The organism is Bradyrhizobium sp. LeoA1Lang, from assembly GCF_055413685.1.
In genome coordinates this window covers 1-15,864 of the sequence record NZ_JBVAPG010000042.1, presented here as the reverse complement: position 1 = coordinate 15,864, position 15,864 = coordinate 1, and the positions used below count along the sequence as shown (strand labels likewise).

The 15,864-nt window shown below is 64.3% G+C and carries 15 protein-coding genes; 2 read left to right on the top strand and 13 right to left on the bottom strand.

Going from position 1 to position 15,864, the window contains the following annotated elements:
- The 10 genes from ACZYOF_RS16450 to flgB all read right to left on the bottom strand — a co-directional run bounded on the left by ACZYOF_RS16450 (window position 1) and on the right by flgB (window position 10,042).
- Window positions 1-678, bottom strand: coding sequence for a lectin (locus tag ACZYOF_RS16450; protein ID WP_463716404.1), 678 nt, complete (start codon window positions 676-678; stop codon window positions 1-3).
- Between the two features lie 149 nt (window positions 679-827).
- Window positions 828-1,793: a Tim44 domain-containing protein gene (locus ACZYOF_RS16445; protein WP_394569099.1), complete on the bottom strand. Its 966-nt coding sequence runs from the start codon at window positions 1,791-1,793 to the stop codon at window positions 828-830.
- Window positions 1,794-2,771: 978 nt separating this feature from the next.
- Window positions 2,772-3,257: a hypothetical protein gene (locus tag ACZYOF_RS16440; RefSeq protein ID WP_463716403.1), complete on the bottom strand. Its 486-nt coding sequence runs from the start codon at window positions 3,255-3,257 to the stop codon at window positions 2,772-2,774.
- A gap of 466 nt (window positions 3,258-3,723) precedes the next feature.
- Entirely contained in the window at window positions 3,724-6,285 is a 2,562-nt protein-coding gene (gene cckA / locus ACZYOF_RS16435) for a cell cycle histidine kinase CckA (protein ID WP_130583335.1), read from the bottom strand.
- 157 nt (window positions 6,286-6,442) lie between these two features.
- Window positions 6,443-7,519 carry a flagellar biosynthesis protein FlhB gene (gene flhB / locus ACZYOF_RS16430; protein WP_463716402.1) on the bottom strand — a complete coding sequence of 359 codons (1,077 nt, stop codon included), beginning with the start codon at window positions 7,517-7,519 and terminating at the stop codon, window positions 6,443-6,445.
- 9 nt (window positions 7,520-7,528) lie between these two features.
- On the bottom strand, window positions 7,529-8,299 hold the full coding sequence (gene fliR, locus ACZYOF_RS16425; RefSeq protein WP_463716401.1) for a flagellar biosynthetic protein FliR: 771 nt from the start codon (window positions 8,297-8,299) through the stop codon (window positions 7,529-7,531).
- Window positions 8,300-8,476: 177 nt separating this feature from the next.
- The gene (gene fliQ, locus ACZYOF_RS16420; protein ID WP_130583338.1) at window positions 8,477-8,740 is read right to left on the bottom strand and encodes a flagellar biosynthesis protein FliQ; all 264 of its coding nucleotides are present in this window, start codon (window positions 8,738-8,740) and stop codon (window positions 8,477-8,479) included.
- Between the two features lie 113 nt (window positions 8,741-8,853).
- Window positions 8,854-9,162 carry a flagellar hook-basal body complex protein FliE gene (fliE, locus tag ACZYOF_RS16415; RefSeq protein ID WP_130583339.1) on the bottom strand — a complete coding sequence of 103 codons (309 nt, stop codon included), beginning with the start codon at window positions 9,160-9,162 and terminating at the stop codon, window positions 8,854-8,856.
- A 20-nt stretch (window positions 9,163-9,182) separates the two neighbouring features.
- Window positions 9,183-9,608: a flagellar basal body rod protein FlgC gene (flgC, locus tag ACZYOF_RS16410; RefSeq protein WP_028163547.1), complete on the bottom strand. Its 426-nt coding sequence runs from the start codon at window positions 9,606-9,608 to the stop codon at window positions 9,183-9,185.
- Between the two features lie 23 nt (window positions 9,609-9,631).
- Window positions 9,632-10,042, bottom strand: a complete 411-nt coding sequence (gene flgB / locus ACZYOF_RS16405; RefSeq protein WP_130583341.1) for a flagellar basal body rod protein FlgB — start codon at window positions 10,040-10,042, stop codon at window positions 9,632-9,634.
- Window positions 10,043-10,382: 340 nt separating this feature from the next.
- Between flgB and ACZYOF_RS16400 the strand changes: the two genes are divergently transcribed.
- Both ACZYOF_RS16400 and fliP read left to right on the top strand, forming a co-directional pair.
- Window positions 10,383-11,348, top strand: a complete 966-nt coding sequence (locus ACZYOF_RS16400) for a flagellar biosynthetic protein FliO (protein ID WP_463716400.1) — start codon at window positions 10,383-10,385, stop codon at window positions 11,346-11,348.
- On the top strand, window positions 11,345-12,097 hold the full coding sequence (gene fliP / locus ACZYOF_RS16395) for a flagellar type III secretion system pore protein FliP (RefSeq protein WP_394569095.1): 753 nt from the start codon (window positions 11,345-11,347) through the stop codon (window positions 12,095-12,097). Before ACZYOF_RS16400 ends, fliP begins: the two co-directional genes overlap by 4 nt.
- A 131-nt stretch (window positions 12,098-12,228) precedes the next feature.
- Here the strand turns inward: fliP and ACZYOF_RS16390 are convergent, their stop codons facing one another.
- From ACZYOF_RS16390 to ACZYOF_RS16380, 3 genes are all read right to left on the bottom strand, one after another.
- Window positions 12,229-13,464: a YbfB/YjiJ family MFS transporter gene (locus ACZYOF_RS16390; RefSeq protein WP_463716436.1), complete on the bottom strand. Its 1,236-nt coding sequence runs from the start codon at window positions 13,462-13,464 to the stop codon at window positions 12,229-12,231.
- Between the two features lie 195 nt (window positions 13,465-13,659).
- The gene (locus ACZYOF_RS16385) at window positions 13,660-14,370 is read right to left on the bottom strand and encodes an SDR family NAD(P)-dependent oxidoreductase (protein WP_463716399.1); all 711 of its coding nucleotides are present in this window, start codon (window positions 14,368-14,370) and stop codon (window positions 13,660-13,662) included.
- A 101-nt stretch (window positions 14,371-14,471) separates the two neighbouring features.
- On the bottom strand, window positions 14,472-15,440 hold the full coding sequence (locus ACZYOF_RS16380) for a LysR family transcriptional regulator (protein WP_463716398.1): 969 nt from the start codon (window positions 15,438-15,440) through the stop codon (window positions 14,472-14,474).
- Between the last annotated feature and the right edge of the window lie 424 nt (window positions 15,441-15,864).

The following is a 15,864-nucleotide window of genomic DNA, read 5'->3' as shown; positions in this document are numbered from 1 at the left end:
TCAGTTCACGGCGAAGCAGTACAGCAAGCCGTCGCCACCGGTGCTCCTGAGATCGGCCTGCGAGCAACCACCGTCGGGACCGCGCGAAGGATGCGACGAGTTCCAGGATTTCGACGGCTCGTCGTCGCGCAGGCCGATCCGGTCGGAATGGCCGACGATGGCGGTGCCCTGCGTGCTGCTCGTCCAGTTCTTGCAGGTGCGATCCTCGCCGACGGCAAACGCCGTGCCGTCCGCTTGTGAGCCGGTCAGCACGTCGTGACGATTCGGCGTGTCGCCGCGGCCGTTGATGACCTCGCCCTTTTCGGAAAGCGCGGTCTGCTTGGTGAGATTGTTGCCGGCGCTGTGGAGGTCGGCGACGTCCTTGGCGACCACCACACCCTTCACATTCTGCCACGGCCCTTTGCCGATACGATCGCGCGCGTTCACGGCGGGCTGGCCGTCGGCCGCCTGTGTCGAGAGATAAGCGTGCCAGGTTTTCGGCGCGCCAAAGCCCGCCGCCTGCGCCAGCGTCTGGCAATGATTGTCGGCGTCCGCAAGCCCACCGAGATTGCCGCCATTGCCGATGCCGTTGCTGGTCAGGAAGAAGCTCGCGTTGGCCGACTGCGCCTGCGCCGGTTGCACCGCGAAAGCGGCGAGTGCGAAACATGTCGGCACGAAGATGCTGGCACCAATCTTCATTTGCTCCTCCCGATTGTCTTTGGCTTCTGAGATCAACCCGTAGCCGTACCCATTATTCCGGCGCTGTGACCGCGAAATGACCCGCGCAAAAGCAAAAGGCGCTGCGGAATGAACCGCAGCGCCTCGATGTTACGTTATCTGGCGGACGATCAGTTCGCCTGCTGGATCGCCGAGAGCTCCCAGTCGCTGCCGCGCCGTCGCACGAAGGTCCAGACCTCCGTCACTTCCTGCGGCTGCTCGCTGCCGGCGACCGGCCGGCCGGTGGTACGGTCGAGCGTCTGGTCGACCAGCGAGAACCGCATCGCCACCGTGGCGTAATCGGACTCGCCCTCGCGCCAGGCTTCGGCAAGATCGCCCTGCAGCAGCTTCACATTCGTCACCTTGTTGACGGCGTTGCGAGCCTTGTTCTCCTCCAGGTCCTTCGAGAAGTAGGAGACCATCTCGGGCGTCGCGAGCGTGTGCAGCTTGCCGACATCCTCGTTCGACCATGCAGCCTGGATCTCGCTGAGCAGGCGCTCGAAGGCCTCATAGTCGGCCGGCGCAATCTCCAGCGGCGCGCTGGCCGAACCAAGCCCGAAGCCCATGCCCGAGCGATAGTTCGGCTGCGGGCCGACACCGGCTGCAGGTCCGCCGGCGTAGGCGGCGGCCGTTGTCTGGCGGCGCTGCCACCACGACATCGCCAGCCGCACCACCAGCACGATCAGACCGATCTGCAGCAACAGGCCGAGGATCGACGACAGGCCGCCGAGACCCGAGAACAGGCCGCCACCGAACAGCAGGCCAAACAGGCCGGCGCCGAGGAAGCCCGCGGCGAGGCCGCCGAGCAGACCGCGGCCCATGCCGCCCCGGTTGAACATGCCGCCCGAATTCGCGGCCGGAGAGTTCATGCCGGTGCCCGGCTGGCTATAGGTGCGGTTGAGCGGTTGCGTCATGCCCGGCGCCGTGTTGGTGCTGGGCGGCGCGGAGAAGCTCCGCGAGCCACGGGAACCCGAGCCGAAGCCGCCGCCGGCGCGGGCGTCAGCAGCCGATATGCCGATAGCCGTCAGAGGCAGCGCCAGCGCTATCGCCACGGCGATGGCCCGAACAATTCCGCGCGTATGTTGCGTGAAATTCATCTGTGTTTCCTTGAATCCCCAGAATGGAGAAAGTGGCACTAAGATGGGCACGGCTGCCCAAAAGGGAAGCCGTAAACGGGAACAACCACTGCGGCCCTCAGTCGCGGGGATGTGACAAAAGCCCGTCTTTCCACGGGTTTTTGCAGCTTCTTAACCCTGTCATTGCGACCGGAGCGAGGCGCTCCAGGATGCTATCCGTGAGGCAGGCCCAGCGGGAAAAGAGAAAGGCCGCCTCGCGGCGGCCGCGCGAGGTTAGCAAGTTACTCCGCGAGCGCACCTGCTTGCGGCACGTCGGGTGGGAGTCCTGATGCAAACACCATTCGCAGTGCGGCGCATACCTGGACCGCATGCTTCGCGGACTTGAATGACAATCTCGTCCGGCTGTTGGAGGGGTACTAGAGGCATGGCCTGCGCTGATGACGCCAAGGCCAGTGCGAAGGCAACAGCAAATAACCTGATCATTGTTACTCTCCTGTTGAAGTCGCCCAAAACAGGATTGTCGCCCTTAGTGGCGCACGAGCCCACATCTGGGGCCGGAGAACTTTGATCTGGATCAACGAGTGTAGCCTGCCGAGTTGGGTCATTCGCGTACGCGGTGCGGTGTCAAAGTCACCACTGCGCCTCTCGCGCGCCGCCATTGGGTGCAAACTGCCGAGCAGCGCCTCCTCGCTCACCGGGTCTTGTGCGCTGACCGATCTGCATGAATGACCGCTTCGGGTCCAAAATACGACTTGGCAGGGGGCGCAGATCTTGTGAAGGGTTTCGGATGCCGGCCGCTTGAGGGACGGCGCCGCGAATTCGGCGGCCGGCATCCGAAACCCTTCACATAAGCAGTCGTGCCCCATCGCTAGTTAACTGATCACCGCGGTGCTGTCGTGCTGCGGCAGAAGTGGTCACGCGGATGGCGGGAACGGGGTTCGCGCCCGCTTGAGAGCGCAAACGCCTATTCAGATGCCGGCTAGAAACGCGGTGCTAGTCTTAGGGACTGTAGGTCCCTGCGTCGTCGCCGCCAACCAAGCCGCCTCTGTTGTTCGGGCTGCCGTAGTACTGACCGTAGCCGCCATAGTAGCGCGGAATCAGCGTTGGTCGTCCGGTGACGTAACTGCGGTTGGCGTAGCCGCCGTAATAGCCAACAGGGTAGCCGCCAGCGGCATAACTGCCGCCGTAGTAGCGCGGAAACAGCGTTGGCCGTCCGGTGACGTAGCTGCGGTTGGCGTAGCCGCCGTAATAGCCGCCAGGGTAGCCATAACTGCCGAAATAGTTGCCGGGGTAGCCGCCATAGTAGCCCCAACCAGTGCCTGCATATGGGCCACCACCATAGTACCCATAAGGTGAGGTGGCCGCTACCGCGGCCGTCCCAATCGCGCCGGCCGCCAGGCCAGCACCGACCACACCGGCACCGTAGCCGTACGCAGCCCGCCGGTAATGGCGACGCGCAACGCCGGCACCGCTTAGGGGGGTCAATGGGCGACCGATCCGCGCCTGCGCGCCCTCAACTGACAGCGAGACGCCGCGCTGTTCAGACCAGCTGAACGAGAGCAACGTAGCGCACGCGAAGGCCGAGGTCGCAATCGCAAATGTCCTCAAGCTCATCTGCTTCATGGACGTTCTCCACTAAGCCTGCCCCTTCGTAAAATGCGTGGGCATTGCGCTAGATCAAGAGCCTTCAGCGGATATGCCCGCTTTAGATGAGGTAGAAACGCTGACGCATTGAAGACACTCTTGCCGGTCAGCGCGCTACTACCGGGCACGCCAGCGTCCTCCGCTTACAGTGTCAGCTGGGTCAAAAGTCAGACTTGCGTTACATGTCGGCTTTCAGGCCGGACCGAACGTTCGGCGAGCAGGGGTTCACGACCGCCGGTGCTACGACGTGCTGGGGACACGTTACTGGGTTAAATCGACTCGTTTCTGCTCATAGGCACAGCTATCGTCACGGCGCCATCGTCTCCTTCACGGCCGCGACGAGCTGCGTCAGCGTGAACGGCTTCGGCAGGAAGGCGAATTGCTGGTTTTCCGGCAGGCTCTTCTCGAACGCATCCTCGGCATAGCCCGAGACAAAGATGATCTTCAGATCCGGATTGCGGCTGCGCATCTCCTTCAAGAGCGTCGGGCCGTCCATCTCGGGCATCACCACGTCGGAGACGACGAGGTCGATCTCGCCATTCTTCTCGTCGAGCGCTTCCATCGCCTCAATGCCGTTGGACGCCTCGATCACGCTGTAGCCCCGCGAGCGCAGGCCGCGGGCGTTCAGTGAACGCAGGCCATCCTCGTCCTCGACCAAAAGGATCGTGCCCTGCCCGGTCAGGTCGGGTTTTGGCTTCGGCGGCTCGGCTGCGGTCTCCTTGGCCGCGCCATTGGTCGGCTGCGGCTCCGGCGCGACCTCCTGCTCGGGCCGGTGGCGCGGCAGGAAGATGCGGAACGTGGTGCCCTCGCCGGGCGAGGAATCGACATACACGAAGCCACCGGTCTGCTTGACGATGCCATAGACCGTCGACAGGCCGAGCCCCGTACCTTTGCCAACCTCCTTGGTCGAGAAGAACGGCTCGAAGATCTTGTCGATGATCTCAAGCGGAATGCCGGTGCCGGTATCGGTGATGTCGATCCGCACATAGTCCGCCGCCGGCAGGCCCTTGTAGGCGAGCTGGCCCGCTTCCTCTGCCGCGACATTCTGGGTCTTGATGATCAGCTTGCCGCCATCAGGCATCGCGTCGCGCGCGTTGACGGCGAGGTTGACGACCACCTGCTCGAACTGGGAGACATCGACCTTCACCGGCCAGAGGTCGCGCCCGTGCACGAGGTCGAGCTTCACCTTCTCGCCGATCAGCCGGCGCAGCAGCATGGTCAGGTCGCTCAATGCGTCGCCGAGATCCAGCACCTGCGGCCGCAGCGTCTGGCGCCGCGAGAAGGCGAGCAGTTGCCGCACCAGCGTCGCCGCGCGGGTCGCGTTCTGCTTGATCTGCATGATGTCCTGGAACGACGGATCGGTCGGCTTGTGCGCGTTCAACAGGAAATCGTTCGCCATCATGATGGCTGAGAGCACGTTGTTGAAATCGTGCGCGATGCCGCCGGCCAATTGGCCGACCATGTCCATCTTCTGCGACTGATTGATCTGGTTTTCCAGCGTGCGCCGCTCGGTGGTCTCGAGCATGTAGACGATTGCGGCTTCCGCGTCGCGGTCGTCCTCGTCGACTGCAGTAATAAAGAACTGGCCCCAGCGTTCCTTGGCGCCGTCGAGCATGACGTCGACGGGTGCGATGTCGCCCCTGCCCTCGGCCGCCTGGTTGATCGCCGCGATCACCAGGCTGCGGTCGCGCGGATGGACTGCGCGGAAGATCGACTTGGCGGCGGAGCCTTCCGCATTCAGGCTTTGCGCCAGCTTGGCGTAGCGCGCATTGGCCCGCACGACATTGCCGCTGCGATCGACGGTCGCGATCGCCATCGGCGTGTGGTCGAAGAAGCGCATGAAGCGGACTTCGGCGGCGCGTTCGGGATCGTGATGCTCGTCCCGGGCGCGGCTGATGACGAGCGTGCGCGAGGCCCCGGGCGTGCCGTCGGCGCCGAAGGCGAGCTTGTGATAGAGCCGCACCGGCATCGGCTTGCCGCTCCGCATCCTGAGATCGATGTCGAAGACTTCGGTCTTCACCTCACTCGGCGCCGGCACGATCGAGGTCAGCAGCGCTGCGCCGTCGCCGGACACGATGTCGGTGAGCTTCAAGCCGCCCGAGCCGATCTCGGCGAGGTCGTAGTCGAGCCAGTTCGCGAGCGTCGCGTTGACATAGGCGATCTCGCCGGACGGAGTGACCGAGAAGAAACCGCAAGGCGCGTGATCGAGATATTCGATCGCGTGCTGCAATTCCTTGAAGACGTCCTCCTGGCGCTCGCGGTCGCGGGTGATGTCGGCGATCGACCACACCGCATATTTCTGTTCGCGCTTGCTCTGGCCGAGCGGGCGCACCCGCATCCTGAGCCACCGTCCACGCAGGCCGTCATGGCCGGCGATGCGGACCTCCTCCTGCTGCCGCTTGCCTTCGCGCGCGGCCTTGAGCAGGCGGAACACGGCCTCGGAGACATCCGGATTGCCGATGAAGACGCGCTCGACCGGCCGAACCTCCTGCGGGCTCGCCGCGCCCGTCAGCGCGAGATAGGCGGCGTTGGAATAGACCACGTGCCCGTGCGAATCCGTGACCGCCAGCCCGTCATAGGCGTGGTTGGCGATCCGGCCCATCACGGGATCGTCGGTGGAACGGTCCGAGAAACGGACGATTCCGGCGGCAAAGGCGAACAGGCTGAACAGCCCGACCATGGCCAAGAGCGCCAGCACACCGACGATATAGGGCTGCGCCTGGGCGCGGCCGATCGTCATCAGCGCGATCGCCACCGCGACGAGGCCGGCCGCCACCAGCAGCACCAGGACGATGCTGCCGCTCCGCCGCGCCGGTTCGTGGGCCACGAACGGCTCGGCAGCTTGGTTGTGATCGGTCTCGGCGGTCATTAAAGGAAACTGCCCGTCGGCGGTGAAGGCGTGCAGATTCGCCCGCCCTCCTGAGTGCCTCAATCGGAGCTTGGAGCGCAAGTCCATCAGGCCGCTATTTCCCAGGTTAAGCCCATCTCAGGCCGCTTTCGTTCCATTCCCGGAGCCCCATCCCGCGTCAGCTTCGCTGTCCCGACAGCCAGCGCCGCTTCAGGCCCATGACGTAGCCGATGATTTCGGCGACCGCGTGATAGTGTTCGACCGGAATTTCCTCGTCGATATCGACGGTTGCATAGAGCGCGCGGGCCAGCGGCACGTTCTCGACGATCGGGATGTCGTGATCCTTGGCGATCTCCCTGATCTTGAAGGCGATGATGTCGACGCCCTTGGCAACGCAGACCGGTGCCTGCATGTTGCGGTCGTAGGCGAGCGCCACCGAATAGTGGGTCGGGTTGGTGATGATCACGCTCGCCTTGGGAACCGAGGCCATCATCCGCTTCTTCATGCGCTGCTGCCGCAACTGGCGGATGCGCCCCTTGATGTGCGGATCGCCTTCCGACTGCTTGAACTCCTCCTTCATCTCCTGCACCGACATCTTCTGCCGCTCGTACCATTGCCGGTACTGGAAGAAGTAGTCGGCGATGGCGACCGCGGCGAGCATCGCCACCACCGCGCCCATCAGGTGCACGGTCAGGCTGGTGGTCGCGGGCAGGATCGAGGCGACGTCGATCCTAAGCAGCGATTCCAGCCGGTGCCACTCCGGCCACAGCACCGCGGTCATGACCGCGCCGAGCGCGACGACCTTGAAGATGCCCTTGAGGAAATTCGCCGCCGCCTGCTTGCCGAAAATGCGCTTGAAGCCGGCGCCGGGCGAGATCTTGCTGAATTTCGGCGTCAGCGACTCCGCCGACCACACCAGGCGGTGCTGGATCATGTTGCCGGCAATCGCCGCCAGCATCAGCATCAGGAGCGGCACGCCGATTGCCGCGATGACAGCGATGCCCAGCGTCTGCATCAGCGACAATAGCCCCGGGCCGTCGGTCCTGATCATCCAGGAATTGGCGATCAAGTTGCGCAGCGGCGTCAGGATGCCTGCTGCCGTCGAGGTCGAGAAGGTCGACAGCACCAGCGTGCCGCCGGCGATCACGAACCAGGTGTTGACCTCCTGGCTCTTGGCGACATCGCCCTTCGCATGTGCGTCATCGAGACGTTTTTGCGTAGGGTCTTCTGTTTTGTCGTCGCTATCCTCGGCCATGGCGGCTCCCTATTTCAGCGGCGTCAGTTGGTGCATGACGCCGATGAAGTATTCGAGATAGGTCCCCATCATCGCCGCGAGCACCACGGCGAAGATCAGGAACCCGGCGAGGATCGAGAGCGGCACGCCGACGAAGTAGACCTGCATCTGCGGCATCAGCCGCGCCAGCACGCCAAGCCCGATATTGAAGACGAGACCGAAAACGAGAAACGGCGCCGACAGTTGCAGGCCGATCTTGAAGGCCTCGGCGAAGGCGCGCGTCGCCAGCGCCGCCACGTCGCCGGTCGGCATCAAGGCGCCCGGCGAGAAGATCTTGTAGCTCTCGTTCAGCGCCGCGAGCACCAGATGGTGGGTGTCGGTCGCAAACAGCAGCGTCATGCCGAGGATGGTGAGGAAGTTGCCGATGAGCTGGCCCTGCTGTCCCTGCGTCGGATCGATCGCGGTGACGAAGCCGAGGCCGAGTTGCTGGGCGATCACCGAGCCCGCGACGGCAAGCGCCGACAGCGTCACGCGCGCGGTCGCCCCGAGCACGATGCCGATGACGATCTCGTGCCCCATCAGCACCATCAGCGACGTCACCGACGTGACGTCGACATGGTAGTCAGCACGGTGCAGCGGCAGGATGATCAAAGTCAGCAGCAGTGCGATCCCAAGCTTGATCCGCGCCGGGATATTGCTCTCGCCGAATCCCGGCAGCAACATCACCATCGCCCCCATGCGGGCAAACACCAGCACGAAGGTCGCGGCGAGCGCCGGCAGCAGGGATATGTCGATGCGCATTCAGTCACAGTGCGATGTATTTGACATTCGCATCGGCATTTTCCGCGATTCCTCCATGCGAATGTCAAATACATCGCACTGCAAAAAAATGATCTTGCTAATGTCCCTTCGGCCCTGACATTCGCAACCCCGCCTGCCGCGACTGAGCGCGAATGTCAGGGCCGGGACATTAGTGCATCAACCGCCGATGATTCGCGACGATATCCGCATCATGTGGGCGTGCATCGAATCCGCCATGAACGGCAGCGCGAGTAGCAGCGTCACAAAGATCGCGATGATCTTCGGCACATAGATCAGCGTCTGCTCCTGGATCTGTGTCAGCGCCTGGAACAGCGACACGATCACGCCGACCACGAGGCCGACGATCATCAGGGGTGACGACACCACCACGATGGTCCAGATCGCATCGCGCGCCACGTCGAGGGTTTCAGCACCGGTCATTTGGTTTCTCGCTTTCGGTTACTTGCGTCGGATCCGCGAATGGCGAGTGGCGAATAGCGAATGGATCACACCTCTTCCCCTATTCGCTATTCGCCACTCCCTATTCGCCCCAATCAAATCGGCATCTTCATGATGTCTTCATACGACTGGATCACCCGGTCCCGCACCGACACCAGGGTCGAGACCGCGACGTCGGTCTCCGCGACCGCGGTCACCACGTCCATCACATTGGCCCGGCCCGCGGTCATCGCCACGGTCTGGGCGTCGGACTTGCGGCCGGCATCCATGACGCTGCCGATGGCTTCCTTCACCAGCGCGCCGAACGAGGGGCCTGCGGTCTCGCCGCCCTTCTCGGCGCCGCCCCGCTCCATCATGCGGGCGAGGCTGGCATAGGCGTTGGCGGCAACTGTCGGTGTGGCCATGTTGGATCGCTTCCTGTTTCTTAAGACTTGAGGATATCGAGCGTGCGCTGGATCATCCGCCGCGTCGCGCTGATGATGTTGAGGTTCGCCTCATAGGAGCGCTGGGCGTCGCGCATATCGGTCATTTCGACCAGCGGATTGACGTTGGGATATTTCACGTTGCCGGTCGCATCCGCCGCCGGATTGCTCGGCTCGTATTTGACGCGGAACGCCGACTGGTCGGGCCGCACCCGGCCGAGCGTCACCACCTTGGCGTCCAGCGTGCGGTCGAGCGCGGAAGAGAAGGTCGGCACCTTGCGGCGATAGGGATCGCCGCCCGCGGTCTGCGCCGTCGAATCGGCGTTGGCGATGTTTTCCGAGATCACCCGCATCCGCCCGGCCTGCGCGCGCAGGCCGGAGGTGGCGATCGTCATCGAGCGGGCGAAATCGCTTCCATCGTCGGCCATGATCCTTCCTCCCTAGAAACCCGTCAGCGCCTGCCGATGGCGGTTTTGATCAGCCCGAGGCTGCGGCTGTAGAGCGAGGTCACCGCCGCATAGTCCATCTGGTTGGCGGAGACCTTCAGCATCTGCTCTTCCAGGTTGACGGCGTTGCCGGCCGGCCTGGTCATGAAGGCGTTCTTGCCGCCGTCATGGTCGAAATTCTCCGGCGCGCCGGAGGCCGCGATGTGGCCGGATGTGGTGCGCATCATCGGCAGCGTGCCCATCGACCCGCCGACGGTCGCACCATTGCGGTCGAAGGTCGGCTCGACCAGGTCGCGCGGCTTGAAGTTCGGCGTATCGGAATTGGAAACGTTCTCGGCGAGCACCCGCTGGCGCTCCTGGTGCCACTGCATCTTGGTGCGCAGCGCCGACAGGATCGGTAGATCGTTGACGGACATCGCCGTGCCCCCGTTAACCTCTGGGGCCATCCCCGAGGTAGGCAGAATTTGCCCGGTGTATGGTTAACGGCTGGTTAAATTGTTCCGGGAGGTCGTGGCAGGTCCGGTGGCAACCTCCGAATCATCCGAAAGTGCACATTTTCGCCACGATGGCTGCGTTAACCAGCGCGCGTGGGCGGGCTCAGAAGTCGTTTTGGAACAATCGATTCTTGGTCTATTAGTAAACATGGGCGGCGTGACTGCCGTGGGGAATTAAGAAATAAGGCTGATCTCGGGCGTGATTCGCTGATCGGATCGCTTCAGCCCGCATCCGTCTAAGCCAGCATGAAAGCAGGGCCAGATGGCCGGGGACAGTAATATGCAGATCCTGTGGTTCCTCTTTGCGTTCATCGCCGTATTGGCGCTGATCGGCCTGGCCGCGTGGCTGGTGCGACGCTTTGCAGGCAATCGCCTCGGGGCCAACACCAATCGCGGGCGGATGCCGCGGCTGGCGGTGATCGATGCGGCCGCGGTCGATGGACGACGACGCCTCGTGCTGGTCCGGCGCGACAATGTCGAGCATCTGCTGATGATTGGCGGCCCCACCGACATCGTCGTCGAACCCAACATCGTGCGCGCGATGGCGGCCCGCGATCAGGCGCCACCACGTCCGGTGGTCGCCAGCGCCGAGCCGCCACCGCGGGTAGCGCCACTTCCGGATACCGCCTGGGCGGAGGCCGAAAGCGCCCGCACCGATATTTTCGACACTCCGGAGCCGACGATGCCAGAGCCGCCGCCGCGGCCTGCGCGCCCGTCTTTCGCCGAAGAGCTGCGCCGTCCGGCGGCGCCGCCGCTGCCGGAGCGACGCGATCCGCTCGCCGGCTTCGCGCCGGAGCCGATCGGCAGCCGTCCCGAGCGGACCGAACCGCGGCCCGAGCCGATCCCGCCGCGCGTGCCCCGCACCGAGCGTTCCGAGCCCCTGATCCCGCGCCCGCCGCGCACGACCGAGCCGAAGGTCGCGCCGCTCCGCACCCCCGAGCGCGCTGCGGCACCGCCGCCACCGCCCCCGCCTCCTCCGTCTCCTCCGCCGCCACAGGATACGTCCAGCGCCGACGCCAATCTCGCCGAGATGGCGCAGCGGCTCGAGGCCGCGCTGCGCCGTCCACCGAGCGAAGCCGCCGCGCCGCCGGTCGCGCCCGAGCCGGCACCCGCGCCGCGCCCCGCACGCAGCGAACCCTCGCCCCCGCCCGCGCCGCAGAAGAGCGGCTTTGAGAATCTCGAAGACGAGATGGCCTCCCTGCTCGGCCGCCCGAAGAACCCTTCGTGAGGCGGCCGAAGTTTCCGCGTAGAGTTTTATTCACCGCCGTCCTGATCACCGCCAGCTCGCTGGCGGCGCCTGCGCTTGCGCAGGACATCAGCATCAATCTCGGCCAGGGCAATGGCGGCGTCACCGAGCGCGCGATCCAATTGATCGCGCTGCTCACGGTGCTCTCGATCGCGCCGTCGATCCTGATCATGATGACGTCGTTCACGCGCATCGTCGTGGTGCTGTCGCTGCTCCGCACCGCGCTCGGCACCGCGACCGCGCCGCCCAACTCGGTGATCATCGCGCTGGCGATGTTCCTGACCGCGTTCGTGATGGGCCCGGTGCTGCAGAAATCCTATGACGACGGCATCCGCCCGCTCGTCGCCAACCAGATCGGCGTCGAGGAAGCGCTGCAGCGCGCCTCCGTCCCTTTGCGCGGCTTCATGCAGAAGAACGTGCGCGAGAAGGACCTCAAGCTGTTCATGGATCTCTCCGGCGAGCCGCCGCCGGCGACGCCGGACGAGATGTCGCTGCGCATCCTGGTGCCCGCCTTCATGATCTCCGAACTGAAGCGCGCCTTCGAGATCGGCTTTTTGTTGTTCCTCCCCTTCCTCATCATCGACCTCGTGGTCGCCTCGGTCCTGATGTCGATGGGCATGATGATGCTGCCGCCGGTCGTGGTGTCGCTGCCGTTCAAGCTGATCTTCTTCGTGTTGGTCGACGGCTGGTCGCTGGTCGCCGGCAGCCTGGTGCAGAGCTACGGGGGATAGCCGAATCTCACAGTCCCGTAGCCCGGATGGAGCGAAGCGTAATCCGGGAACAGTATCGCCAGCCGCAGCAATCCCGGATTGCGCTTCGCTCCATCCGGGCTACAAGAGCCCAAAAGAGCTGGTAGGTAGCACTACGAGCGCGCGCGATCGCCCAATAGGCCGACCACGAGATCGACGGCGAGAGCGGCGGTGATGGCGGCTGCGCCGATCATGAACAGGAGCGCGTAGTTGCCGCCGGTCTGCTCGAAGCAGTAGGACAGGCCGTACGCGCCGCCGGCCTGAAACAGCGCGAAGCTCGTGGTCGCTTGCGCCCAGGCCGCGCCCTGCGCGGCGCTGTTGTGCGGAACGAGCTCATGGATGCGGCCGAGCGTCAGCGGCACGATGCCGGGGGTGAAGGCGCCAGCGATCACGCTCGAGACGATCATCGCCGCCGGAGCCACGCTGACCGCAGGCAGCACGATTGCGACCGCCTGCACCAGGAAGGCGACGCGCAGCGCCGGGCCGAAGCCTGCGCGGTCGGCGAGATGCCCGGTCACGAGCGGGCCGGCGATCGCGCCGATGCCATAGAGCACCCAGTATTGTGAAGCAGCCAGAATCCCCTGCCCGAGCCCGCGCGCCACGAAGTCGACCAGGAAGACCATGTGCGGCACCAGCGCCAAGGCGTTGAGGCCATATTCCGCATACAGCGCGCGGATCGCCAGTGATCGCGGCCGCGACGCGACGTGATGGTGGGCGAGCGTTTTCGCGCCACGGACCTCGGCCGGCCAGGCCTTCCAGCTCGCCAGGGTCAACAGCACGGACAATATCCCAATTCCATACCAGGTTTCTTGCAGCCCTTGCCGCAGCAACAGCGGCACGAGCGTGCCGGACGCCGCAACGCCGAGGCCCACGCCGGCGAAGATCACGCCGCCGACCACGCCCTTCTTGTTCGGCGGCGTGTGCGGCAGGATCGTCGACGCCGCGAGCACCATGATCACGCCTCCGGACAAGCCGGCAAGGAAGCGCCACACGAAGAACCAGGCGAAAGAGATCGGCACCGAGCAGGCAAAGCAGCAGAGCGATGCAAGCACCATCATGGCGCGCAACGAGCGCACCGGCCCGGCGCGGGCCCCGACCTCGCGCGCGATAATCGCGCCGGCCAGATAGCCCGCAAGATTGGCAGCGCCGAGATAGACGACATCCGCCGGACTGAACCATTTTGCCGCGATCAGCGCCGGGATCAACGGCGTGTAGGCGAAGCGCGCCAATCCGAGACCGACCAGCGAGGCGCAAAGCCCAGCCGCAGCCGACAGCCAGACCGGTCCGCCTTCATGATGATGATTGGCCGCCGCTGAATGCGGGTGACGGTGAGCGTGGGTGCTTGACATCGACATGGGTTAAGCAGCCTCGCTGCTCGAAAGGGAAATGGTTAGTTCTGATGCCAGCCATCGCCGACGGCGATGGCTGACTAAAGCGTTTTCGAGCGAAGTGGACACCGGTTCGCGTGAAGAAAACGCGTCAAAACGAGAACCTAGAGCTTCGGTTCTGATTCAATCAGAACCGAAAATGCTCTAGCGCTCGAATTAGTGACCGGCGCTCTGGCCGCCATCGACATGCAGGATCTCGCCGGTGACGAAGCCCGCGCTTTCGAGATAGAGCACGGCATCGACGATGTCGCGGCTCTCGCCCATCCGCCCGACCGGATGCAGCTTGGCGAGGAAATCGTAGGTCTCGCGCCCATGCATCGGCGTTTTGATCACGCCGAGCGAGACCGCGTTGACGCGGATGCCCTTGGCTGCATATTCGATCGCGAGCGACTTGGTTGCCGCGTTCAATCCACCCTTGGCGACTGAGGCGAGCACCGAGGGAACGCTGCTGTTGGCATGATCCACCAGGCTGGTCGTGATCTGGACGATGTGTCCCGATCCCTGCTTCAGCATCTCGCGCGCGACGCGCCTGGTGAGATGGAAGAAGCCGTTGAGATTGATGCCGAGTATCGAAGCGTAATCTTCATCGGTGTAGTCGGTGAACGGCTTGGCGATGAAGATGCCGGCGTTGTTCACCAGCGTGTCGATGCGGCCGAAGCGGTCGAGCGCCTGACCGACGATGCGCTCGGCGGTCCTGGGATCGGCGATGTCGCCGGCCACTGTCAGGATATCAGGATCGGACGATGGCTTGATCGAGCGGGAGCTTGCGACCACACGAAAATTGCGGTTCCGATATCCATTGACGAGATCAGCGCCGATGCCCTGCGACGCGCCGGTAATGATGGCAACCTTTTGTTCTGCACCCATGACGGGCCTCCATGATCGCTGAAGCGGCGACACCGCCGCTTGCGCCCTATCGGCGCTCATGAAGGCAAGCTAGGCAGATCAACCTGCGGAGCGAATACGCGCTACTCGGCAGACACTCTTCCGCGCCGCGAACGAATGGTTGCGGCGCTGTCCTTGGCTTCGCGCGACAGCCGCTCGAAATAGCGCTTCAGCCGCGGCACCGCGAAATCGACGAAGGCGCGCACCTTCGGCACGGAAAACCGTCCTTGCGGTGCGAGCAGGTGCACCGGCAAGGGCGGGTATTCGTCCTTGCCAAGGATGATCCGCAAGCGCCCGCTTCGGATCTCCTCGGCGATATGATAGGAGAACAGCCGCGTCACGCCGTGTCCTTCCGCAGCGGACGCGACCGCGGCACGCACGGTGTTGACGACCAGCCTCGGCGTGAACTGCACCGTTCTGGGCACCGAGGAGTTTTTCAGAGGCGGGAAGCTCCAGGAGTCCTGACCGAAATGCGTCATCGAGACGATCTGGTGCTTTGCCAGGTCGGCAGGCTCATTGATGGCCGGATTTCGCGCCAGGTAGGATGGCGAGGCTGCGACCACGCGGCGGACTTCGCCGAGCCGGATCGCCACGAAGCTCGAATCCGCCAGATGCGCGATGCGCAGCGCGACGTCGATGCCCTCGTCGATCAGGTTCACCGGCCGGTCCAGGAGAAGCAGCCGGACCGACACCGTCGGATAGTCGTTCATGAATGGGTCGAGCACGGGCCGCAACACGTCCTCGCCGGTGATGACGGGCGCGGTGATCGTAAGCGTGCCCCGCGGCGCGGCGCGCTCGCCGGCTGCGGCAATATCCGCTTCCTCGAGCTCGGCCAGCACGCGCCGGCAGCTCGCAACATAGCGCTCGCCGGCCTCGCTCAGCTTCAGCGACCGCGTCGTCCGATGCAAAAGCTCCGTGCCGACATGAGTTTCAAGAAACGCGATCGCCCGGCTCACCGCGGCCGGCGACCGCCCCAGCCGCCGTCCGGCGCCGGCCAGACTTCCCTCGTCGACCGCCGACACAAATACTTTCATCGCGTCGATGCGGTCCATGGCTTCTCTCGACCAGGCATGTGCACATAGATCAGGGCGCGTTCGATGACGGCGGCGTACGCGCGCCTCCTACGCTACCAGTTGCCAACATAGTGCTTCCACTCTAGCTTCCGGTAGTCCAATGATGACCAGCCACACCGTGTGCCTGTGCTTCGCTTGCGATTTTTCGCGTGTGCTTGCCAACGTTCGGGCCGCTGCGGCATGATGCTTTCGTGCCGTTCTTCCATTTCTACGGCGGCCGGATGCACCGCGATATTCTGAGTGAGGGAAAAAAGCCAAGGGAGGTCTGACCATGCGGTTGGGGATGTCCCGATCGGTGTTGAACTACGTCGGGCCGACGTTGCCAGAATGAATGTTACGCGGCCCTTGTGACATGGGCAACGGGCTTGATCGTCATGGGATTGTGGTGAGCTTGAAGGGCCGC

Coding starts and splice junctions, on each gene's coding strand:
- ACZYOF_RS16450 (WP_463716404.1), bottom strand. CDS start 678: ATGAAGATTGGTGCCAGCATCTTCGTGCCGACATGTTTCGCACTCGCC.
- ACZYOF_RS16445 (WP_394569099.1), bottom strand. CDS start 1,793: ATGAATTTCACGCAACATACGCGCGGAATTGTTCGGGCCATCGCCGTG.
- cckA (WP_130583335.1), bottom strand. CDS start 6,285: ATGACCGCCGAGACCGATCACAACCAAGCTGCCGAGCCGTTCGTGGCC.
- flhB (WP_463716402.1), bottom strand. CDS start 7,519: ATGGCCGAGGATAGCGACGACAAAACAGAAGACCCTACGCAAAAACGT.
- fliR (WP_463716401.1), bottom strand. CDS start 8,299: ATGCGCATCGACATATCCCTGCTGCCGGCGCTCGCCGCGACCTTCGTG.
- fliQ (WP_130583338.1), bottom strand. CDS start 8,740: ATGACCGGTGCTGAAACCCTCGACGTGGCGCGCGATGCGATCTGGACC.
- fliE (WP_130583339.1), bottom strand. CDS start 9,162: ATGGCCACACCGACAGTTGCCGCCAACGCCTATGCCAGCCTCGCCCGC.
- flgC (WP_028163547.1), bottom strand. CDS start 9,608: ATGGCCGACGATGGAAGCGATTTCGCCCGCTCGATGACGATCGCCACC.
- flgB (WP_130583341.1), bottom strand. CDS start 10,042: ATGTCCGTCAACGATCTACCGATCCTGTCGGCGCTGCGCACCAAGATG.
- ACZYOF_RS16400 (WP_463716400.1), top strand. CDS start 10,383: ATGGCCGGGGACAGTAATATGCAGATCCTGTGGTTCCTCTTTGCGTTC.
- ACZYOF_RS16390 (WP_463716436.1), bottom strand. CDS start 13,464: ATGTCAAGCACCCACGCTCACCGTCACCCGCATTCAGCGGCGGCCAAT.
- ACZYOF_RS16385 (WP_463716399.1), bottom strand. CDS start 14,370: ATGGGTGCAGAACAAAAGGTTGCCATCATTACCGGCGCGTCGCAGGGC.
- ACZYOF_RS16380 (WP_463716398.1), bottom strand. CDS start 15,440: ATGGACCGCATCGACGCGATGAAAGTATTTGTGTCGGCGGTCGACGAG.